Source organism: Arthrobacter sp. MPF02, assembly GCF_046605375.1.
Classification (GTDB): Bacteria; Actinomycetota; Actinomycetes; order Actinomycetales; family Micrococcaceae; genus Arthrobacter.
In genome coordinates this window covers 110,559-131,186 of the sequence record NZ_CP176772.1, presented here as the reverse complement: position 1 = coordinate 131,186, position 20,628 = coordinate 110,559, and the positions used below count along the sequence as shown (strand labels likewise).

Genomic DNA, 20,628 nt, shown 5'->3' with positions numbered 1-20,628 from the left:
AGCGGTTCAGTCGAGGGTGATGACCTCAAAGAGGCCGAGGACGGGAAGGGTAAGGACGGTGGTGTTTCCGTCGGAAGTGGAATTCAGGGGCGTTCCTGCAACATGTGCATAGCCGGCCGCTTTGCCTTGGACGGTGACGGTGCCGCCGGACACCGGGATAGCTGGGCCGTAGCCGCGCCGTTTAAGTCCCGAACGGTTGATGATGTGCAGGACGCGGCGGCCTTTCACGTTACCAATGATCACTTCTGTCTGCTCTGGCAGATCCACAACGATTTCAGGGTCTGCTTCGAGCGAGTCAAGGACTGACATGAGCTGCTCTCGGACGGTGGTCAGGGCTGTCTCACGGTAGGTCCTGCCGAGCGTCCACGGGATCACGACGGCGGCGCCGTCTCCGTGTTCCCGGCTCGCCGTCCCAGGATGGCTGGTGACACGGTGTCCGTACGTTTTCTCAGGCGGGCCGAAGGGCGCCTGGGAGAGAAGGCGTGATGCTGGCTGGGCGTCGGCCTTCCATTCGTAGAAGTGGAAGGCCCCCAGGACGGGTGCCACTTCCTGCGGCTGGCGCACCGCGACGTCGGCGTTTGGGTCAATGTCCCCGACATACGTGTTCTTGAGAGTTTCGCGGTCACTGTGGGTGGCCAGCAGGCGGTTTGCCGGCATGGACTGAAGCTGGACCTCTGCGTTGTGGCTTACTGCGGATGTTCCGGTGGCCACCAGGCTGCCGCCACTGAAGACGTAGTGGTCCAGGGCCTCCGCGGCTGCCGGCTCCAAGGGCCCTAGGTCGGGAAGGATGACAATCCTAAACCGCTCAAGCCCGCCCTTTGCCGCCACATCGGTGATGTCGCTGGCGAGCAGTACGTCGTAGGGCTTATTCCTTTCCTGGAGGGATGTGGCAACGCCACGATATTCCTCCATGGAGTTTGCGTACTTGTCTGCTTCCATTCGGAGCCGGTCGGGCTTGACCAGTGCGATGGTGGCTGCGGGTCGGAGTTGGTCGTAGAGGTCTTCGTGGTCGCGGTGGAAGCGGGTGACTTCACCTGCGACTTCGAGCATGCCGTATTTGATATCTCCGGGGACGCCCATGATGTAGGTGGAGGGGATGGCGCCGCGGGCGATTGCCTGGACCAGGTAGCTGGCGAAATGCTCTGGCTGCTCGCTGGCAAGCCGGTAGGGCATGTCGATGAAGGCTACGGAGTTGACCAGGACCGGGACGTTCGGGCGGTGGGTTTTGAACTCGCTGACGGCGTCGCTGGTGGCGGAGGGCCACAGTTCCCTTCCGAGCGCGTTGTTTGCCTCATGGAACATGATGTCCGCTGTGCGCCCCTGGATCAGGGCTGCGCCCGGTGCTTTGGCGGCGACGTGGGTGCGGAACCTGGCCGTCAGCTGGTCGAGGACGCCGGCGGAGTAGGCGAGCCATTCGGTATAGGTGGCGTCGTCGGGTCCTGTCGGCAGTTCCTTGCCGCCACTGGCTTCGGCGAAACCGACCGAGCACCGGGCGCAGTGGCACACTCCGCGGTACCTGTAGCTGTAGTCCATCTCGTTGAAGGACAGCCAGTTGAAAAAGAAGCCGTCGACTGGGTACCGCTCGACGATTTCCTCGATGACCTCAAAGGCGCGCTGCTGGTAGTAGTCCCCGTTCGGGCAAACACTGTAGAGGCCGTGGTAGACCTGGTTCGTGCCGTCCGGAGCCACGAAGCACCACTCGGGATGCTCCTGGGCAACCGGCGTTGCGACCTTGGAAAAGTCCATCCTGGCGATGACCTTGATCCCGCGGGCGTGCGCTGCCTGCACGGCGTCGCCAAGCATGTCCCCCGAGGGGCGTTGGGCCAGGAACGGGTTTACGGTTTGGAACGGCAACGCCGAGGGGTAGAAGGAACAGATACCGCCGCCGTTGACAAGCCAGGCATTGGCACCGTGCGCTTCGATAGCGTCTAGGACGGAATTCACGTCGAGCACGGCGTCGGCTTCGCGCAGGTTCGTCTGGAACATCCGGAAGGGACTCTGCCACCATGGTGCCGCGGGCCGCTCAGCAGATGCCGGGGCGGGTGCTGCAGGTGTTTCGGTTGTCATGAAAGTTCCCCAGTTGAGTGTGCGTTGGCCCGGGCAGGAGCGCCGACCTGATTGAGTTCCGTAGTGAGCTTGAAAAGTGCCGAGTGGTCAAGGCCGCCGTCGCCTCGGGCAACCAGGGACTGCACCAGGGAGGACACCAGCGCTGTCCCCGGCAGTGCCACACCAAGGTCGCGGGCCGACTTTTGCACGATGCCCAGGTCCTTGTGGTGGAGTTCAAGTCTGAATCCCGGCGCGTAGGACCGGGTCAGCACGGAGGTCTTCTTCCGTTCAAGCACGGTCGACCCGGCGAGTCCTCCTGCGATGACCTGCAGGGCCTTGTCGACGGCAACGCCGCTGCGTTCCAGGAACAGGGTTGCCTCCGAGAGTGCCTGCAAATGCAATGCCACCATCAACTGGTTGGCCGCTTTGGTCACCTGTCCGCTGCCGGCCGGTCCGACATGGACCACGGTCTTTCCGACCGTTTCCAGGAGGGGCCGCACACGTTCCAGAACATCTTCGTTACCGCCGACCATCACGGAGAGAATCCCCTCAATGGCGGCCTGTTCCCCGCCGCTGACCGGGGCGTCAAGAACATCGATACCCCGCTCTGCGAACCTGTCCGCCAGATCCTGGCTGGCAGCAGGTTCAATCGTGGACATGTCCACGAAAACAGTTCCGGGCGTGAGAACTTGTAGCAACCCGTCGGGTCCTTCGCAGACGCCGAGCACGTCAGGGGTATCCGGCAGCATCGTGATGACAATGTCTGCGCCTTCCACTGCTGCAGCCACCGACGCGGCTACCGGCACGCCAGCCTGCCCGGCCCGCTCACGGGTACTTTCTGACCGGGCATATCCGCGCACCTCGTAACCAGCCTGTGCAAGATTGGTTGCCATGGGCCGCCCCATGATGCCCAGCCCAATAAAGGCAATTGATTTCATTTCCGCCCCAAGATCGATGGTCCGATTCAGGAGGGCGGAACTGTTCCTCGCCCTCGAAGACCGGTGTGATGCAGACCATGTTGCACGATTTACTGCGGGACGGTCAAGGCTTTTTGTAAATCGAGCAACTACGACTCACCAAATCCAATGGGGAGGGTAGGCGATCGAAGCTGGGGATGAAAGTAAGCTTCGCCTCTCACCTGTTCATCTGAAGAACTTGCCTCGAGGCACGCAAGATTGGTGTACACCCCAGCCTGACGGTATAAACCTGGTTTGGACGGCTCGTGATCAACCTGCACGAGGTCAGAGACGCATGGGCGGAGAACACACACCGCATCACCCTCTCCGAAGCCCATTTTCTCGATCGCACTCGAGAACCGAGATCGCAAGTTTTGGAGGTTTGGCAGAGGACTGGATTGCGGAACAGAAGAGGGGTGCCGGTGCTAGGTGCTGACGAAGGCGGCACGGGGGTCACGTAGATGTGGCGGCTTTGCTAGAGGGCCGTGCTGACTGATCGCGTTCGTAGGTCATTCCAAAGGGAATTTCTGTTGTAACGGTAACGGTGAAGCGGGTCTCATCGTGTCGCGTTACGAGGACACCCTTCCGCTCTGGCAGGGCTCTTTGGATGGCCGTTTCTACGGCCGTGTAAAGCTGCTTGTCGAGCGTTCGCTTGTCTTGGACACGAAAACCGTGACGATTTCGGGGCTTTCCATTCGGTTTCCTTTGTCTAGGGGCGCTTGCTGTGATGTCTTGTGCGGCGGCGGTGCGCGCCACTTCCGGCACTGCGGACTCGGTATCCCATGCCTCTGCGGCCGCCAAGAAATTCCGGTATCCGATAAGTTTCAGGCCCTGTTCCCGTCAGAACGTGACTACTGGTATCTCGTCCATCCTCACGACGCGTGCTTTCTACGGTGGTCTTCTCTGGAAGCTGTAGGTGGCTCAGGGTCAGGCAGGCTCCGCAAGGGGAGCCTGCCTGACCTGTCATCAAATTGAAGTCTTAGCGGATCTCGATATCCAGTGCCTGGAAGTTGTCGGCGGAGTGGCGGCCCACGAGCAGGCGGAAGGTTCCTTGCTCGTATTTCCAGCCGCCGTTGTAGTGGCCAAAGGACCGTGCCGGGATCCGGATTTCGACGCTTTCCGTACCTCCGGGGGCCAGGTGCGTTCCGGCATAGCCGGCGAGCCAGCGGACGGGGCGCTCAACGGCAGATTTGGTGCGTTCCAGGTACACCTGGACTACTTCGCGTCCGGTGCGGCTGCCAGTGTTGCGGACCGGAACGTGGACAACCACGTCGCTGCCGGCAGGTACGGACTGCGGCGCGTGCGGAGCGGACAGCTCGAAAGTGGTGTAGCCGAGCCCGAACCCAAATGGAAGAGCCGGTGCGGCACCTCCTTCGGCCTGCTGCTTGAGCCAGGCCCGGTAGCCCACGTGGATGCCCTCCGAGTAGACGACCTTGCCGTTCACCGGCGTGGTGTTCAGCACGGGCACGTCTTCGAGCGCGGCGGGCCAGGTGGTGGGCAGGCGGCCGCCCGGCTCCTCCGCGCCCAGCAGGATGTCCGCGATGGCCCGGCCGAATTCCTGGCCTCCGAACCAGCCCAGCAGAACCGCTCCCACCTTGTCCAGCCAAGGCATCAGGACCGGCGAGCCGGAGTTCACCACCACGACCGTGCGCAGGTTCACCGCGGCAACGGCCTCGACCAGTTGGTTTTGCAGGCCGGGAAGGTCAAGGTCCTTGCGGTCAAAGCCCTCGGATTCAATGGCTGCGCTGGTTCCCACCACAACGATGGCCACGTCGGCAGTTTTGGCGGCTTCCACGGCTGCGTCGATCTCGGCCTGCGGGTCCTCCACCACGGTTTCCTCACCAAGGAGGATGGCAGTGAAAGGGATGACCTGCTGCTTGGGCAGCTGGTAGAGGGCCTCGATGCGCACTGTTTCGCCTGCGGCGGTTTCCACCGTGTGGACGGTCTTGGGCGGGTCGAAGAGGGCGGCGCCCAGCACGTCCGTGTCATCCTCGATTTCGCCGTTGAACACCTCTTCACCTCGCAGTGACAGGCGGATGTGGCCCACTGTGCCCACGCCCAGGTGATGGATGCCGGCCGTGGGGGCAGTCCAGTCAGCCTCCATGCGGATGGCGGCGGCACCCTCGGGAATACCGACGCCGAACCAGATCAGGTGCGATGCCAGCCTGTCCTCGCCGGAAATTTCCGAGCCGTCCTCAGCCAGAAAGGTCACCCGCATGCCGGGGACCCCGGACACCGGATTGTGCAGTGAGGTGCGCGGGAACACCTGGAGCCCTTCGGCTACCTTGGCTCCGCGAGCGTAGCTGAGGCTGACGCCTTCCGGCAGAGCTTCACGCAGACCCTCCAGCGGGGAGACGGTGTATTTGGGCATGACGGTGGCGCTGCCACCGCCCTGCGTCCGGGCCTCTTCGGCGTTGTGCCCGCTCACGGCCACGCTGGACAGTTCAGCCGGATTCAGGGGCAGCAGCTCGTGCTTGTTGCGGACCAGGACGGCGCCTCGGACGGCCACTTCACGGGCGACGGCGGCGGCGTTAAGGGGTGCCGGCAGCTCGGTGACGGCAGGGGCAACGCCATCCAGCGAACCGACGCGGGCGGCGAGGCGGAGGATGCGGATGACCTTTTCGAGGATGGCGGACCGGCTCACCCGCCCGTCTTCAACGGCTGCAATCAGTTTAGATCCCCAGTGGCCTACGGGGCCTGGCATCTCCAAGTCCTGGTGTGCATTGGCAGCTTCTACCGATCGGACACCGGTCCAGTCCGAGACAACCACGCCGTCAAAGCCCCATTCGGTGGACAGCGGTGTCTTGAGCAGTTCGTTTTCGCTGGCGGTGGTGCCGTTAATGGAGTTGTAGGAGCTCATCACCAACCAGGCGCGTGCCTCAATGATGGCGTCTTCAAAGGCGGCCAGGTAGAGCTCGCGCAGCGGGCGCTCGTCCACAACGGAGTCGGCGGTGAAACGGTCCGTTTCGGCCTCGTTGGCCAGGTAGTGCTTGGGTGTTGCCCCGACGCCCATGGACTGCACGCCGGCCACGTAGCCTGCGGCCAGGATGGCGGTGAGCCGAGGGTCTTCGCTCATGCACTCGAAGTGCCGGCCACCCAGCGGCGACCTGTGCAGATTGATGGTAGGGCCCAGCACGGCATGGACACCCTTCCGGCGTGCTTCCTGGCCCAGAACCTGGCCGTAGCGGCGTGCCAAGTCCACGCTCCACGTCGCGGACAGCGCGGACGACGACGGCAGCGAGACGGAGTCGTGCCGCTCGTCAAAGTCTTCACCCCGGACACCCGACGGACCGTCCGAAAGGACCACACGGGACAGACCGATCGAGGGAAGGGCGTGGGTGGCCCAAACGTCGGCGCCGGTCAGCAACTGGATCTGCTGTTCAAGGGGAAGGCTCTCGGCGAGTTTGCGGATACGCGCCTCAGCGTCCAACGTACCGGCGGCGGGTGCGGTCACGGCCTGGGAAAGAGTGGGGTTCATAGAGTCTCCTGACAAAGAATGACCCTCCGTTGGGTCCTGCCGACTATCTTAGCATCAGAAACCGAGTCATACTAGGTTTTTTCGTTCACGGCTGGAATACACTGAGGTCGTGCCTCCATCAACGCCGCGCGGCCAGTACGCAAAAGGAGCGGAACGCCGCGAACAGATTATCCAAACCGCAACTGACGTTTTTGCGACGGAAGGCTTCGAGGGCACGGCGATGAAGCGGGTGGCGGAGCTGGTCGGGGTAAAGGAAGCCACCTTGTTCCACTACTTCCGGGGCAAGCAGGAACTCCTGACGGCCGTCCTGGCTGAAAGAGACCGGCGCAATCTCGCAGCTGCGGGTGAAGAGGAAGCCGGGCTGCTGCTGATGGTGCGCTCTGCCGAGCGGAACCGCGCCGAACCAGGGCTGACGACCCTCTATGCCGTGGCCTCGGCGACAGCAAATGATCCCCGCCATGATTCCCACGGGTACTTCAAGGAACGCTATGCCGAGGTGGTGGCTACCCTGACGGCCGATATCGAGCGCCGGCAGGCCTCTGGGGATACCCGCTCGGATCTTTCCGCTCAAGACCTTGCCCGGCTGGTAGTCGCTGTTTCCGACGGCCTGCAGCTGCAATGGCTCTACGACAAGGACGTGGACACAGCGCACGGCCTCGAACAACTGGTTGACGTGCTGCTGAAAGCCCCATCCCACACTGGCAAAAGCTTGCCTACTCCCGGGTCGAATGACCGATCACATGCCCGGTAAGGGAAGAGTCTTCCTAAAGCATGTTGACGGAGGCTATAACGGCGGCAGCGGCCAGGCCCGCAAGGGTTGCGGTGAGGGCCATAAGCCCTGGAAGCCTGCCGTCGAGGAGAACTGTCCGCGGGGTACCTGCTGTCGTGAGCAACCGGTGCTGGCTGCGGTAACGACGGTGGGAAGCCACAAAGACAGCAGAGGCGATCGCGATGCCCGCACCTGCACCCACTAACGCAAGCGGGCCAAGCAAGGCAGGAAGCACCCGCAACCCCACGACGGCCACGATAACAAGTGCCAGTGCTGTTCGCCGCCACGCCAGAGCCGTGCGCTCGGGCTGCAGGCCGGGGTCAAAGGGGCGGGATGCCCGGTCGCGGCAAGCTTCATTGTTGTTGCCGGCACCAGGGGCACCGCCTGCCGTGCCGCTCACGGGAGGATAAGCCCGAGGAACACGAGCACCCCGGCAACGATGACGGCTATGCCGAGTGGAAGCGCTAGGTTCGCCGACGGCAGAGGCGTCGCAAGGCGCAGGGCACGCTCGGTGCGCATCCATCCGATCCATGCCTGCAAAGGAGTCAGTATGCCCACGACGACGAGGAGCGCCGACGCCATGAGGCGGAAGGCCGGGTGAAGGCCGAGACTGAGGGTTTCCAATGCCACTCCCCCGGCGAGCAGTGCCAGTGAGGTCCGGATCCATGCGAGGAAGGTGCGCTCGTTGGCGAGGGAGAACCTGGCATCAGGCTCTCCGCCGTGTTGATAAACGCTCTTCGGGTACCGGCGGTCGAGAAGGCTCATGGTCTGGCCTTGGTCGTGTCGCACGGGGTCATTCTGTTCTCCGTTCGACGGTGCGGAATCCGGCGTTGGCCATTGATGAATCCGGGGTGTTCGAGGAGCGCGCCGAATTCCGGTACCGGTTACAGTACGAGTCGTGGCACAGGTAGGACCCGCCACGCATAACCCGGGTCCGCCCTTGTGCAGGTCCCCGGGGGTCCTCCCGGGGCGAGGTCCGGTAGTAACTGGGACTCCACCAGTCGGAACACCACTCCCACACGTTGCCGATAGTCTGCCAGAGGCCGTAGCTGTTCGGTTCAAAAGTTCGCACGGGGGCGGTGGTAAGGAATCCGTCCTGGACGGTGTTCTCTGTGGGAAAGACGCCCTGCCAGATGTTCATGCGCCATGGTTTCCCCGACGGCGGCGCGGAACGTCCGTGTGGGTCGTCGCCCCAGGGGAACCGGGCGCCGTCGAGCCCGCCGCGCGACGCAGCCTCCCACTGCGCCTCGGTAGGGAGCGAACGGTCCGCCCACGCGCAGTAGGCAACCGCGTCGTTCCAGCTGACGTGCACCACCGGATGGTCAGCCAGTCCTTGAATGGTGGACTGGCGCCCGCCGGGGTGGCGCCAGTCAGCTCCTTTTACGCCCCGCCACCAGGGAGTCCCCGGCGGAGCGCCCATGACGTCCTCATCCGGCGCCGCTATCGCGAGGTGGAACACAGCCGAAAAGCCCCATTCTTCCGCCTCTGTTCGGTAGCCGGTTGCAGCCACAAAGCGTTCAAAGTCGCTGTTCGTCACGCTCGTTGCGTCGATCGAGAACGAGTCGAGGTGGACTTCGTGCACGGGTGTCTCACCGTCGCCGTGATTCTCGTTCCCACGCGAGTCACCCATGGCGAACATCTGGGCCGGAACAACCACTTGCTCGATGGTGTGGTGAGCTGCAGCAACGGCCGCGGTGTTCTTTGGATCAGGGCCTGAACGCATGCCAACTGAAAACACTGCCCGTCCGCTGGGCGCGCAACAGCCGGGGCCGGGGTGTTCCTTCGCGCTGGTCGCCCGTGCTGCCCCGTCTGAGGCGTTGCCGGCGGGGCCCTTCTCCGGAGGCCGGGCGATCTTCGTCTGATCAGCGCTTCCTGTCACGTGTCCCACTCTTTCCTCAAGAACAATTCGTCATCCCCGCGGTTGCCCCGCCTGCCGGGTATCAACTTGATGCGCGGATGCTCTCCACGTAGGCCTCGACCTGGGCGAACAACTCGGCGTCGTAGGGACCCCACTCCGGGCGCGGGGTTGCCTCGCCGCGGTACGGCTCGTCAGCGTACCGCTTCTGGTACTCAGCCAGCTTCAGTTCCATGTCGGCCCTGATTGCCGCGTAGGACGGGTCATCCGCCACGTTCCGTACCTCGGTGGGGTCGTTGCGCAGGTCGTAGAGTTCCCACTCCGGCTCGAAGTGCCTTTCCGACGCACCGGGAACTCCAAGGCCGGCGCCGTAATAGTAGATGAGCTTGTAGTCCCTCGTGCGGATCCCATAGTGGGCCGGGGCAGCGTGGATGGCGTCATCATGCTCCCAGTACCTGTAGTAGGCGGCGTCCGGCCAGTCTTCCACTTCCTGGCCGCGCAGCAGGGGAAGGAAGCTGCGTCCCTGAGAGGTGGGCAGCTCTTCGCTTGCCTCGATTCCGCAGGCATCCAGGAACGTGGCGGCAAAGTCCACATTAGTGATGATGGCCTCGCTGCGGCTGCCTGCCGCGATCTGTGCAGGCCAGCGGATGAGCATCGGCATCTGCAGCGACTGGTCGAACATGAGGCGCTTGTCGAACCAGCCGTGGTCCCCGAGAAAGAATCCCTGGTCGGAGGTGTAGACGATGAGCGTGTTCTCAGCGAGTCCCTTTTCTTCCAGGTGGTCTAGCATGCGGCCGACGTTGTCGTCGATGGACTGGATGCACTGCAGGTAGTCACGCATGTAGATCTGGTACTTCCACCGCATCCGCGCCTCGCGGTTCTCCTCGCCGCGAAGATGCTCCGGTACCTCCATCTTCAGGTCGTCGGCGCCCATGTCGTCGGCGATGGTCATGTGGACGCCCCGAACGGCCTTGCTGCGGGTCTCGTGGTCGTCGAAAAACGTCTCCGGCTCGGGGATGTTTCCGTCGGCGTACAGGTCCTTGTGCTTTCCATCCGGAACCCAGGGGCGGTGCGGCGCTTTATGGTGCACAAGGAGGCAGAAGGGCTCATCTTCGGCTCTGTCATCGATCCAGTCGAGCGACAGGTCCGTAACGATGTCGGTCGCATAGCCCTGCTCGATACTCCGGCCTGTCACGCTGATCATCTCCGGGTTTACGTAGTCGCCCTGGCCGGGAAATACTTTCCACGCATCGAACCCCCGCGGTTCGGAAACTTCCTGCTCGCCAAGGTGCCACTTACCAAAAAGGGCGGTCCGGTAGCCGTTCTCCCGCAGCACATCGATGAATGTCGGAACGCGGTAGTCCATCTCGGTCCAGATGGAAGAGACACCGTTGATGTGGGAGTACGTCCCCGTGAGGATCGATGCGCGCGACGGCGAGCATATCGAATTGGTGCAGAAGACCGCGTCCATCCGCATACCACCTGTGGCGATACGGTCCAGGTGCGGCGTCTTATTGACCCGGCTGCCGTAGGCCGATATCGCATGTGCGGCGTGGTCATCGGACATGATGAAGATGATGTTTGGTCGTGTCATTAAGATGTCTTTCCTGCTTCGGTAGTAACTCTGCTGCGTGCTCATGAATTTGTTCCTGCCGGCTGCCCGGGATCCAGCTCCGGCTTCAGTAGGAGGCGTTCATGCTCCTTGCCGGGGCCGGACTGGGCGACGATCAGTCGCGCGCACTCCCTGCCTGCTTCCTCCAGCGGGAGCTTGGAGTAGACCAGGTTTGGCCAAAGCCCAACGGTCAAGGTTCCGGAGGCGAGGGCTGCCACGGTGAACCGGGAGTCGTGCCGTTGGGCGACCTGATACACGACCTCCACATCGGCGCCCCAAGAGCAAAGCAATGCCGTGCGTGCGGGATCAGCGTCATCCTTTTCCAGTGCCCGCTCCACGCGGCCCAGGAGCTCTTGCGCATAGGCGCTCTGCTGGTCCCTGTCTTCGTCCACGCGTCGCAGCACTTGGGCGTCGATCCCGGTGGGCACCACACGAAGTCCGATGTCCGGACGTTCCCCGAGTGCGCTGAGCACTGCGCGCTCCCGTATCCGCTCCGCACGGGATACGAGATCCGGACGGAGATAGTACACACTGCGTATCCCCCGGCCTTCCAGTTCGGTCATAAGCATCTCGACGCCCGCACCGTAGTCGAAGTCAACCGTTGAATACCCGCGTTCCTCATCGAAAGCACCGCAATCCAATGCAACGAACGGGACACCGTGCTTAGTTACCAGCCCGGCGAGCTCGACCGGTACCTCGTGGTCGTCGTGGCCGATGAAGATGAGGCCGTCCAGTTGGTACCCGCGGACAGCCTCGATCCACCTGGCAGCCGGCGCCTTATGAAGCAGCGCGAGGTGCAGTCCGCGCTCCGTCAACCCTTCACTGAGACCCTGCACAATTGCGGCGTAGCGGGGTGTGGTCAGTGGTTTGTCCAGCAGTACTCCAATGGTGTGGCTTGAGCCCGCCTGAAGGGAGCGTGCGAGCCCGTTGGGAACGTAGCCCATTTCCCGCGCGATCCGCCGGATGGTCGACTTGGTTTTGTCGCTCAGGGGAAGCGTACTTTTCTCATTTAGTGCATAGGACACTGTTGAGATTGAGTAGCCTGCACGGGCAGCGATGTCCTTCAGGGTGGGCCGGACCATCGAAGTCACTCCTTCCCGTCGCGCCGTTCTTTCAACTCGGCGACGTTCGCAGCCACACGCCTCCGGTTGAGGGGATAGATGAAGAGCAGGAGGAGAGCGGAAACGGCGTAGAGGACACCCGGTACGAGTGTTGAGACCAGGTAGATCCCCTGGACCGTGTCAGTTGTCTGCGTGGGGGAGCCGGACTGGAAGCCGACCGCCGACAGCGCAAATCCGGCGAGTCCACCGGCGAGGGCGAGTCCGACCTTGCGGGCCCAGGTGTTGACTGCGTAGACGGTACCGTCGTCGCGCTCTCCGCTGCGGACCTCCTCGTGGTCAATGACGTCACCGATCAGCGCCCAGATCAACAGAGTGTAGGTACCCATGCCGAAACCGGCGAGGATGGTGATGATGATGAAGGCCCACGGCGAGGTGACCTGTGTGATGGCCAGGACAATGTAAACCGCGGACGAAAAGAGCATGCCGGTGACAATGACTTCCTTCTTGCCGAAGCGCCGCACCAGCCACGTTGCAGCGGGTGCGAGCAGCAGTGCCGGGAGGTAGTTCGCAAGTTGCGCCGGCCCGGAAAGTGCGCCGTTGTTGAAGTAGTTGAGCCACAAGTAAGCGGCCATGGACATCGTGAGGAGGGATGCGAGCATGAGGACCAGGTTCGCGGCCATAAGACCGAGGAGCGCCCGGTTTGTGACGAGCGAACGCAGGAGGGTCAGGAAGCTGCGCTTGTCCTGATTGGGAGCCGCCTGTACCCGTTCGCGGACCTGGGAGTAGCAGACTGCGTAGAAAACGAGGGCCGCAACCGAAAAGGCGATTCCTGTAATGAAGAAGGAACTCGGGACTGCCTGGGACACGCCGTTCACGTTCGCATAGATGAACAGCGGAGGGACCAGCGCGACGAAAAGGCCGGCAATGTTTGCTCCGAAGGCGCGGAACACCGAGAGCGAGGCCCGTTCTCCGGGGTTGGGGCTCATGACAGAGGCAAGCGAACCGTACGCGATGTTGACCATGGTGTAGAACACGGAGCCCCACAGCAGGTACGTCACGGCAGCGTACGCCAGTTTCAGCCCATAGGCCCACTCAGAGATGAATGGCGCGTAGAGAAGGGCACTGACGACGACAAGGGGTAGGGCCGCACGTCCAATCCAAACACGGAAGCGACCCGCCGGTGAAGGATTGTGCCAGTCCAGAAAGCGACCCCATCCGACATCCGTGAAGGCGTCGAGAAGCCGGGCCAGAAGGAACAGCAGACCAACGTGGGCCGCCTGAAGTCCTGCCACATTCGTATAGAACACGAGAAGGTAGGAGGACGCTAAAAGGAAAGTGAAATCGTTGCCAAGGTCACCAGCAAGGTAACCAAGCTTGTCGCGCCAGCCAAATGGGCGCACTTTAATTGCGGGCGACAGGGGGGCGGCGGTGCCGACAGTCTCGCTCATGGAACTCCTCATCGAGTGATAGTGACAACAACCCTAAAAAGTTCAAACGTTTGAAGCAACCTTCAATCGTTTGAATAGTAAAGATTGTTCCTCGCGCGGTGGTTACCTAGCTTCGGCTCATTGCCGGTCAGCTGAAAAGTGAAGGACTGAACCGAAACGAGGACCGCCCTGCCGCTGCCTGTAGCAGAAACATGGGCTGAATCAGTGGCTACCCTTGCGGTAAGCGGCATTAGGCCTTCAGACACAACTACACCCCAACCTGACAGGGGCATGCATGGTCCCCGACACCACGGGCTTGATTCTGCAATCCAGGAGCCGTCCACCGCCCACACCCGGGGACAATTCTTATGGGTTACCCACCGCTACTACTGCTAAGGGAGCTACCCCAACGGCTCCCTCAATACTTAGCCGTGGATAACCCGAATTGACCCCAGCTGTGGACGGATCAGAATCACCGAAGCGAGCTTGTCCGAGCCCCAGTCGGTTGACCGAATCTCCATTATCGGCGTTTCTAATTCGGGGGGCGGATTGGCCGACGTCTTCTTCCCGCCTAACACCTGTTTTATCGTCGACTACTCAGCGTCATAGGTGTTGGCAATGTAAACGTCGCAGGGAGCGTTGTGGGCCACGCTGTTGGCCACGCTGCCGAGGACGCGGCCGATGCCTTGCATTCTGCGGTTTCCCACCACGATGACGCGAGCTTCCATGCGCATGGCTTCCCTGATGAGGGCGTCAGCCGGACGGCCGCGGGTTGCTGAATGGGTAATGTTGATGTCCCCGCCCAGGGATTCGGCGACACTGCGGGCTACGTGTGCTGCGGTGTCGGCGTCGGACACGATCATCTGATCGCTGCCGCTGCCGAAGACCTCAGTTCGGTCGCTGTCGAAGGCCGTGACTACGTGAAGGGATGCGCCCAGTGCCACAGCGAGGTCACGGGCGGATTCGGCTGCTTTTTTGGCGGTCCCGCTTCCGTCCACCCCGACAATGATCAGTCCGCTCATGTTTAGCTCCTTTGCTCGTTAGTGCGCTTGAGTCAGTGAGCCCAAGGGTACATGGATGGAACGGCACGTAAGCGGCCGCTCAAAAGCAGACCGGTGAAGGGGCAACGACTCCAGGGTCGATAGTACTGGGTTTCGATAGCTGGCATTGTCCTGAAACGTCAGTTCAGTGGCCGGACAACTCAGGGTGAGTATCGAGAGCCTCACCACTTGCCTGTCTCCAGTGCCCGGCGGCGCTAAAGCTGCCCAAAGGGGCGGTTCCGTTCTTTTGGCGCCGTAGAGGGTGGGACCTGGGCGGCATCAGCGGCGGGAAGGTCCACCACTATTCCGAGCCATGTCTGGTTGGGCAGTCGGGCCACCTTCAGCTTCTGGTGGTCCGTCCCGACAGAAAGCATGTTGCAGAATCTGCAACAGCTAATTGCGAAACCTGCACCTCCGTCTCATAGTTGCATGTGTGAATGAGAGCCAAGACACAGGACCTGCGAAGATGCTGGCCATTTTGGAGGCGTTGTCCCGTAGCGGTCAGGAGGGGAACCTCGGGCTGACGGTTTCGGGTCTTGCCCGTACGCTGGGGCGTGACAAGTCGAGTGTTTCCCGGCAGCTGAAGCCGCTGGTGGACTTGGGGCTGGTTGAACGCGACGACGCAGGGCTGCACCGTCTGGGGTGGAAGCTTTTCGCTGTTGCTGCCCAGGCCGGGGATCAGCGCTTGCTTCTGCTGGCTCCGCCGGTGATGCGTCAACTGGCCGCTGCGCTTGGGGAGCGGGTCCACCTGAGCATTCGGCGGAACGAGGACGTTTTCACCATTGTTTCTGAGGGACCCCAACAGGTCATCGAGGCAAACCTGTGGGTGGGTCGGGCCGTGCCTATCTGGTGCACTTCGTCGGGGCGGGCCTTGTTGTTTGACCACACACCCGAGGAAATCCGCGCCCTGATTGAAAAGAGCTTCAGCAAGGGGCCAGGATCGGATGCACCGCAGACCGTTGAGGAAGTCGTTAGGCGTGTTGATAAGGCACGCCTGCAGGGCTACGCCTTGGTTGTTGACGAGTTCGAAGATGGCCTGTCCGGAGCTGCAGCACCTGTACGCGATGTGCATGGCCGGATCGTCGCGGCGATAAATATCTCCGCCCCCTCATTCCGTATCGCTGACAACCTGACCCACATGGGCCGCCAAGTTGCAAAGGCGGCGACGTATCTGAGTCGCTCCCTGTCTTCTCCTCCCGCTCAATCCAAGGACAATCACCATGCCCAAAATGGACCCAATACTGACGTTAGAAGGATTTCATGAACTTCTTTGAATACGTCGGCGAAAACCAGGCGCGCATTACCTTCCTGCTCATACAACACATTGAAGTGGTCATGATTTCAGTGGTCCTCGCGACGGTCCTCAGTCTCATTATCGCCGTCGCAACGGAGACTCTGCCGCAGGTGCGCAAAGTAGCGCTCTCCCTTGCCGGGACGATACTCACCATTCCTTCCTTTGCCCTTTTCGGTCTCATGATTCCGCTCTTTGGGCTCGGTGTCGTGCCCACGGTGCTGGCGCTGACGGTTTACGCAATCTTTCCGATTCTTCGGAACGCCGTTACGGGGTTCGAGACCGTTGACGAGGGTGTTATTGACGCTGCACGCGGCATGGGCATGGGCTCCTGGCAGCGCTTGTGGCGAATCCGCGTCCCCCTTGCCTGGCCTGTAATCCTGAACGGCATACGAGTGGCCACCATCATGGTGGTCGCCATCGCAGCCATCGGCGCGGCTGTACGTGGTCCGGGCCTTGGCGAACTGATTTTCAGGGGCCTGTCGCGTATCGGCGGCGCAAACGCCCTGAATGAAGCCCTCGCGGGTGTCGTAGCGATCGTGGCCGTCGCAGCGATTCTGGATCTTCTCTTCATCGTTCTTGGCCGCATCTCAACCCCGAGAGGTCTAAAAGTCCATGTCTAACACTCAGCCTTCCGCCACCGAGTCCCCGGATGCCATGATCCGCCTGATCAATGTCTCCAAGCACTACGAAGGTGCCCCCGCCCCGTCGGTTGCGCCGCTGTCCATGGACATCAAGCGTGGAGAATTCATTTGCTTGGTTGGGCCTTCGGGATGCGGCAAGACGACCACGTTGCGGATGATCAACCGGCTGGTCGAGCCATCCGGCGGAGAAATTTGGATCGATGGCCAGGATGTCACGCACGCTAATCCTGACGAGCTGCGCCGGCACATCGGTTACGTCATCCAGCAGGTTGGCCTTTTGCCCCATATGACTATCGAGCAGAACGTCGGCCTGGTGCCGTCCATGCTCGGCTGGGACAAAAAGAAGATTGCTGCCCGCGTAGACGAACTGCTGGAACTTGTGGGGTTGGATCCCCACAACTACCGGTCCCGGTACCCAAAGCAGCTCTCGGGAGGGCAGCAGCAGCGCGTCGGTGTTGCACGGGCCTTGGCTGCCGACCCTCCGGTCATGCTGATGGATGAACCGTTCGGTGCTATCGACCCAATCACCCGTGACCGACTTCAGGCCGAATTCCTGCAACTGCAGCAGCGGATCCGCAAGACCATCGTCTTCGTCACGCACGACATCGACGAAGCACTGCGGCTCGGAGACCGCATCGCTATCTTTGCCGAAGGTTCACGTCTGGCGCAGTTCGCTAGCCCCTTGGAAATTCTCACCAACCCGGCCGACGACTTCGTCCGGTCCTTCATTGGTGAAGGAGCGGCGTTGCGCCGGCTGTCCCTGCTGCGTGTGGGCGATCTCAGCATTCCGTCCACTTTGGATTCGCAACCGGCCCAACTCACAGTTCAGCCCACTGAAACGGTCGCTTCGGTACTGGAAAAAATGCTCGAACAGGGAGCAGAGCGGGTAGAGGTGAACGGCGGGGCAACTTTCACCGTTCAGGACATGCTGTTGGCAACCGCGCAGGCGAAGCAAGGGGCGGTCCAGTGACCGTAGTAGCAACCCGGCTTCGGGCCAACCGACGCCGCGGAAGAAAAGACCATTCCGGATGGATCATGCCGGTCACGGCCATGCTCCTGGTCGTAGGGACGTTGATCTACATCACCACAGCTGATCTGGACACCATTGAAGCCCGCGCGCTTGCCCCGGACGTCATCCTGGAAAAGGTGTACCAGCACGTCCTCTTGGTCGTCATCTCCACGGTGACGGTGGTCGCCATCGGCGTTCCTCTGGGCATCTTGCTGAGCCGCCCTTGGGCGAAGTATTTCCGGGCACCGGTACTCGCTATCGCCAACGCGGGGCAGGCCATCCCCTCCATCGGCATCCTGGTGCTCCTTGCACTGCTGTTTGGTGTTGGCTTCGATATGGCAGTCATAGCACTGGTGATTTACGCCCTGCTGCCGATCCTACGGAACACCATCGTCGGTCTGCAGCAAGTCTCGCCGTTCATCATTGACGCGGCCAAAGGCATGGGCATGAACGCCCGCAGAATCCTCTTTACAGTCGAACTGCCCCTCGCGGTGCCGGTGATGCTGGCAGGCATCCGGGTCGCACTCATCCTGAACGTCGGCGTGGCCACGCTCGCTACATACACGAATGCCGGAGGTCTGGGGGACCTGATTGAGCGCGGCATCGTGTTCTACCGCATGCCGATCCTGCTGACCGGCTGCCTTCTGACCATCGCACTGGCTTTGCTGGTTGATTCGCTCGCCGGCTTCATCGAAAACCGCTACCGCCCCAAGGGCATCTGAGCTCCCCCCGATATCCCGAAAAGGACCCCCTATGCGCAACAAGACCATCCTCGCCCTGACCATCGCTGGCGGTACACTGCTTTCCGGCTGCAGCCTCGGAGAAGCCCCACCGAGCGGAGTCACCGGCGGCTCCCTCGCGCAGGACAGCAATCTGGAAGGCGTCAAACTCACTGTCGGCGGTAAGGAATTCACAGAGCAACTGGTGCTCTGTGAGGTTACCGCACAGGCGCTGGAATCGACCGGGGCCGACGTCAGCCGCAGCTGCGGGCTCACCGGTACCAGCAGCGTCCGCTCTGCCCTTACCAGCGGCGACATCGACCTCTACTGGGAGTACACCGGGACAGGCTGGATCACCCATCTGGGACAAACCGAGCCCATTGCGGACCCACAGGAGCTTTACGAGGCAGTGGCCCAACAGGACGAAGAGAAAAACGCGATCACCTGGTTGAAGCCGTCCCCGGCCAACAACACCTACGCCATCGCCGTCAGCAATGAAAAAGCCCAGGAACTCGGCGTGAAGACGATCTCCGACTACGCCGCCCTTGCCACCAAGGATCCAGCGGCAGCAGGCTTCTGCGGCGCAGCCGAATTCTTCGGCCGCAACGACGGCTGGCCCGGTGTCGAGAACGCCTACGGATTCAAACTGCCCCGCACCAACGTTTCCGAACTCGCCGCCGGCGCCATCTACAACTCCATCGACAAGGCCGCGCCATGCAACTTCGGTGAGGTTTTCGCTACCGATGGCCGCATCGAAGCGCTCGGCCTCACCGTCCTCGAAGACGACAAAAAATACTTCACCCCGTATAACCCCGCAGTAACCGCCCGCACCGAGGTCATACAGGCCAATCCCGCGGTCGGCGACGTCCTCGGCACAGTCGCCGAAGCCCTCACCGACGAAACGCTGCGCCAGCTCAACGCCAAGGTCGATGTGGACGGCAAGACCCCTGAAGAGACTGCCAAAGCCTGGCTCGCCGAGAAGGGCTTCATCGGTGAATAACACCCCCGCCCAGCACGCTGATGGCCTGAAGGTGCGGCTGCTGCAAACCGACCCCGCCCTGGGGGACGTTTCCGGCAACCTCGACCACCTGAACGACCTGATGCGCGCCGCCTCAGACCGCGACCTGGTTGCCGCTCCGGAGTTGGCCACACACGGGTATCACCTCAGTGAGGCACCTGATGCCAAGCCCATCACCGCCAATGATGAGCGCCTGCTCCGGCTCGGGAGCCACGGACCGGCTGCCCTCGTGGGATTCGCCGAATCGGACCGCCACCACACCTATAACAGCGCGGCCCTGATTACCGATCGCGATGTCCGGATTCAACGCAAGATGTACCTGCCGACCTACCGGGCCTGGGAGGAACGCAAGCACTTCCGCCCCGGCGGCCGGCTGCACTGCTACGACCTGCCCAAGGCACGGATTTCAACCCTGATTTGCAACGACGCGTGGCAGCCGGCCATACCGTGGCTGGCCGGCCACGCAGGGGCAGAAGTACTCATCGTCCCGGTCAACAGCGTCACCAGTAACGTGGGGCTGCCGACCGACCAGGCATGGGAAATTATCCTCCGCCACGCGGCCATCACTACACAGGCGTATGTCCTCTTCATCAACCGGTCTGGGCGGGAAAGCGGTAACGATTTCTGGGGTGGGTCCCGCATCATCCACCCCTCCGGCAAGGTCATGGCACAGCTTGGCCAGGAGCCTGGGGAGCTGGACTGCGAACTGGATCTGGGCGAACTTCGGTCTCTGCGCAGACAGTGGCCACTCCTGCAGGAAACCAGGGCCGACCTTATCGCCCGCGAAGCAGCACGACTTGCCAAGGAGGAGGAGCTCTAGTGTTCGACAGCCACGTGCACGCCGGACCCGACGTCCTGGACCGGATTGGCGACGACCACGACATCAGCAACATGTATTCCGCGGCGGACTTCTCCGGCTTCGTGCTGAAGGCCCACTACGAATCAACTGTCGGACGCGCCCACGCCGCCGCTCGTGCCACTGGCAAGGCCGTCTACGGCGGGCTGGCCCTTAACCAGCACTGCGAGGGCGTCAACCCATCAGCAGTTGCGGCGGCGCTCGGCGCCGGAGGCCGGGTCATCTGGATGCCGACAGCCGATGCGCACACCCAGCACACCGCCGACCTTCCACGGCTGTGCCAACACGAACCCCGAATAGGGAACCGCACCTACGCCATCCCCCCTGTCAACACCAAAGCCACGGAAGCCACCGAAACCGTGCTGGCCCTCATCGCAGACCACGACGCAGTCCTTGCCACTGGGCACCTCAGCGGAGACGAATGCCGCTGGCTCAGCGAAAGAGCCCGCCATTACGGGATCAACCGGTTGATGTTCACCCACCCTTCCTACACCGTCCCCGGCCTGCAGCCGGATGCAATCCGGACCCTTGTAGCCAGCGGGGGTTATGCAGAAATTACCACCTACCAGTTGCTGCACCAGCCAGGCTGCACCCCGGCCATGCTGGCCCGCGCCGCCGAAGCCGCCGGCGACCGGCTGATCCTCTCCTCCGACGCCGGCCAACCAACTTCCCCTCCCCCGCCGGAAGCACTCATGCTCCTCATCGACACGCTCAGCGCCGAAGGCCTGGACCGCCGATGGCTCGAAGCCGCAGCCTCCACAACTCCAGAATCGCTCTTCGCACCCAACTAGCGGGTCCCAAAAGGAGAAGCTGGCCATGCTGCCAAAGGCTCCTAACGACTTGGACT

General features: G+C 62.2%; 18 protein-coding genes. 8 read left to right on the top strand and 10 right to left on the bottom strand.

Annotation, left to right across the window (positions count from 1 at the left end; translation table 11 throughout):
* Window positions 1-6 precede the first annotated feature (6 nt).
* The 3 genes from ACLH0K_RS00595 to ACLH0K_RS00585 all read right to left on the bottom strand — a co-directional run bounded on the left by ACLH0K_RS00595 (window position 7) and on the right by ACLH0K_RS00585 (window position 6,480).
* Complete coding sequence (locus ACLH0K_RS00595; protein WP_411374947.1) at window positions 7-2,067, bottom strand: alpha-amylase family protein; 2,061 nt, start codon at window positions 2,065-2,067, stop codon at window positions 7-9.
* On the bottom strand, window positions 2,064-2,984 hold the full coding sequence (locus ACLH0K_RS00590; protein WP_411374946.1) for a 2-hydroxy-3-oxopropionate reductase: 921 nt from the start codon (window positions 2,982-2,984) through the stop codon (window positions 2,064-2,066). Before ACLH0K_RS00590 ends, ACLH0K_RS00595 begins: the two co-directional genes overlap by 4 nt.
* A 997-nt stretch (window positions 2,985-3,981) precedes the next feature.
* Window positions 3,982-6,480: a beta-glucosidase family protein gene (locus ACLH0K_RS00585; protein ID WP_411374945.1), complete on the bottom strand. Its 2,499-nt coding sequence runs from the start codon at window positions 6,478-6,480 to the stop codon at window positions 3,982-3,984.
* 109 nt (window positions 6,481-6,589) lie between these two features.
* Here ACLH0K_RS00585 and ACLH0K_RS00580 point away from each other — a divergent pair, with 109 nt between their 5' ends.
* Window positions 6,590-7,231 carry a TetR/AcrR family transcriptional regulator gene (locus ACLH0K_RS00580; protein WP_411374944.1) on the top strand — a complete coding sequence of 214 codons (642 nt, stop codon included), beginning with the start codon at window positions 6,590-6,592 and terminating at the stop codon, window positions 7,229-7,231.
* Between the two features lie 13 nt (window positions 7,232-7,244).
* Here ACLH0K_RS00580 and ACLH0K_RS00575 read toward each other — a convergent pair whose 3' ends face one another.
* From ACLH0K_RS00575 to ACLH0K_RS00545, 7 genes are all read right to left on the bottom strand, one after another.
* The gene (locus ACLH0K_RS00575; protein ID WP_411374943.1) at window positions 7,245-7,649 is read right to left on the bottom strand and encodes a DUF202 domain-containing protein; all 405 of its coding nucleotides are present in this window, start codon (window positions 7,647-7,649) and stop codon (window positions 7,245-7,247) included.
* Entirely contained in the window at window positions 7,646-8,014 is a 369-nt protein-coding gene (locus ACLH0K_RS00570) for a YidH family protein (RefSeq protein WP_411376524.1), read from the bottom strand. Before ACLH0K_RS00570 ends, ACLH0K_RS00575 begins: the two co-directional genes overlap by 4 nt.
* Window positions 8,015-8,042: 28 nt before the next feature.
* On the bottom strand, window positions 8,043-8,972 hold the full coding sequence (locus ACLH0K_RS00565) for a formylglycine-generating enzyme family protein (protein WP_411374942.1): 930 nt from the start codon (window positions 8,970-8,972) through the stop codon (window positions 8,043-8,045).
* A gap of 217 nt (window positions 8,973-9,189) precedes the next feature.
* Window positions 9,190-10,698, bottom strand: a complete 1,509-nt coding sequence (locus ACLH0K_RS00560; protein WP_411374941.1) for a sulfatase — start codon at window positions 10,696-10,698, stop codon at window positions 9,190-9,192.
* A 41-nt stretch (window positions 10,699-10,739) separates the two neighbouring features.
* Window positions 10,740-11,798, bottom strand: coding sequence for a LacI family DNA-binding transcriptional regulator (locus ACLH0K_RS00555; protein ID WP_411374940.1), 1,059 nt, complete (start codon window positions 11,796-11,798; stop codon window positions 10,740-10,742).
* Between the two features lie 5 nt (window positions 11,799-11,803).
* Window positions 11,804-13,225, bottom strand: a complete 1,422-nt coding sequence (locus ACLH0K_RS00550; protein WP_411374939.1) for an MFS transporter — start codon at window positions 13,223-13,225, stop codon at window positions 11,804-11,806.
* A 572-nt stretch (window positions 13,226-13,797) separates the two neighbouring features.
* A complete protein-coding gene (locus ACLH0K_RS00545) occupies window positions 13,798-14,226 on the bottom strand; it encodes a universal stress protein (protein WP_411374938.1) in 429 nt (142 codons plus the stop codon).
* 484 nt (window positions 14,227-14,710) lie between these two features.
* Between ACLH0K_RS00545 and ACLH0K_RS00540 the strand changes: the two genes are divergently transcribed.
* Genes ACLH0K_RS00540 through ACLH0K_RS00510 form a run of 7 tightly spaced genes read left to right on the top strand, consistent with a single transcriptional unit; the run spans window position 14,711 to window position 20,572 of the window.
* Entirely contained in the window at window positions 14,711-15,508 is a 798-nt protein-coding gene (locus ACLH0K_RS00540) for an IclR family transcriptional regulator (RefSeq protein ID WP_411374937.1), read from the top strand.
* Window positions 15,505-16,158 (top strand): ABC transporter permease, encoded by a 654-nt coding sequence (locus ACLH0K_RS00535; RefSeq protein ID WP_411374936.1) that lies wholly within the window; start codon window positions 15,505-15,507, stop codon window positions 16,156-16,158. Before ACLH0K_RS00540 ends, ACLH0K_RS00535 begins: the two co-directional genes overlap by 4 nt.
* Window positions 16,159-16,192: 34 nt before the next feature.
* Window positions 16,193-17,149, top strand: coding sequence for an ABC transporter ATP-binding protein (locus ACLH0K_RS00530; RefSeq protein ID WP_411374935.1), 957 nt, complete (start codon window positions 16,193-16,195; stop codon window positions 17,147-17,149).
* Window positions 17,146-17,910: an ABC transporter permease gene (locus ACLH0K_RS00525; RefSeq protein ID WP_411374934.1), complete on the top strand. Its 765-nt coding sequence runs from the start codon at window positions 17,146-17,148 to the stop codon at window positions 17,908-17,910. The genes ACLH0K_RS00530 and ACLH0K_RS00525 overlap by 4 nt, the downstream gene beginning before the upstream one ends.
* 31 nt (window positions 17,911-17,941) lie before the next feature.
* On the top strand, window positions 17,942-18,907 hold the full coding sequence (locus ACLH0K_RS00520) for a glycine betaine ABC transporter substrate-binding protein (RefSeq protein WP_411374933.1): 966 nt from the start codon (window positions 17,942-17,944) through the stop codon (window positions 18,905-18,907).
* Window positions 18,900-19,745, top strand: coding sequence for a carbon-nitrogen hydrolase family protein (locus tag ACLH0K_RS00515; RefSeq protein WP_411374932.1), 846 nt, complete (start codon window positions 18,900-18,902; stop codon window positions 19,743-19,745). The genes ACLH0K_RS00520 and ACLH0K_RS00515 overlap by 8 nt, the downstream gene beginning before the upstream one ends.
* A complete protein-coding gene (locus ACLH0K_RS00510; RefSeq protein WP_411374931.1) occupies window positions 19,745-20,572 on the top strand; it encodes a DUF6282 family protein in 828 nt (275 codons plus the stop codon). The genes ACLH0K_RS00515 and ACLH0K_RS00510 overlap by 1 nt, the downstream gene beginning before the upstream one ends.
* The last annotated feature ends 56 nt before the right edge of the window (window positions 20,573-20,628 follow it).

Excerpts from the sequence above, each read along its gene's own strand:
- ACLH0K_RS00595 (WP_411374947.1), bottom strand. The coding sequence starts at position 2,067 with ATGACAACCGAAACACCTGCAGCACCCGCCCCGGCATCTGCTGAGCGG.
- ACLH0K_RS00590 (WP_411374946.1), bottom strand. The coding sequence starts at position 2,984 with ATGAAATCAATTGCCTTTATTGGGCTGGGCATCATGGGGCGGCCCATG.
- ACLH0K_RS00585 (WP_411374945.1), bottom strand. The coding sequence starts at position 6,480 with ATGAACCCCACTCTTTCCCAGGCCGTGACCGCACCCGCCGCCGGTACG.
- ACLH0K_RS00570 (WP_411376524.1), bottom strand. The coding sequence starts at position 8,014 with ATGAGCCTTCTCGACCGCCGGTACCCGAAGAGCGTTTATCAACACGGC.
- ACLH0K_RS00565 (WP_411374942.1), bottom strand. The coding sequence starts at position 8,972 with ATGCGTTCAGGCCCTGATCCAAAGAACACCGCGGCCGTTGCTGCAGCT.
- ACLH0K_RS00560 (WP_411374941.1), bottom strand. The coding sequence starts at position 10,698 with ATGACACGACCAAACATCATCTTCATCATGTCCGATGACCACGCCGCA.
- ACLH0K_RS00555 (WP_411374940.1), bottom strand. The coding sequence starts at position 11,798 with ATGGTCCGGCCCACCCTGAAGGACATCGCTGCCCGTGCAGGCTACTCA.
- ACLH0K_RS00550 (WP_411374939.1), bottom strand. The coding sequence starts at position 13,225 with ATGAGCGAGACTGTCGGCACCGCCGCCCCCCTGTCGCCCGCAATTAAA.
- ACLH0K_RS00545 (WP_411374938.1), bottom strand. The coding sequence starts at position 14,226 with ATGAGCGGACTGATCATTGTCGGGGTGGACGGAAGCGGGACCGCCAAA.
- ACLH0K_RS00540 (WP_411374937.1), top strand. The coding sequence starts at position 14,711 with ATGCTGGCCATTTTGGAGGCGTTGTCCCGTAGCGGTCAGGAGGGGAAC.
- ACLH0K_RS00535 (WP_411374936.1), top strand. The coding sequence starts at position 15,505 with ATGAACTTCTTTGAATACGTCGGCGAAAACCAGGCGCGCATTACCTTC.
- ACLH0K_RS00530 (WP_411374935.1), top strand. The coding sequence starts at position 16,193 with ATGATCCGCCTGATCAATGTCTCCAAGCACTACGAAGGTGCCCCCGCC.
- ACLH0K_RS00520 (WP_411374933.1), top strand. The coding sequence starts at position 17,942 with ATGCGCAACAAGACCATCCTCGCCCTGACCATCGCTGGCGGTACACTG.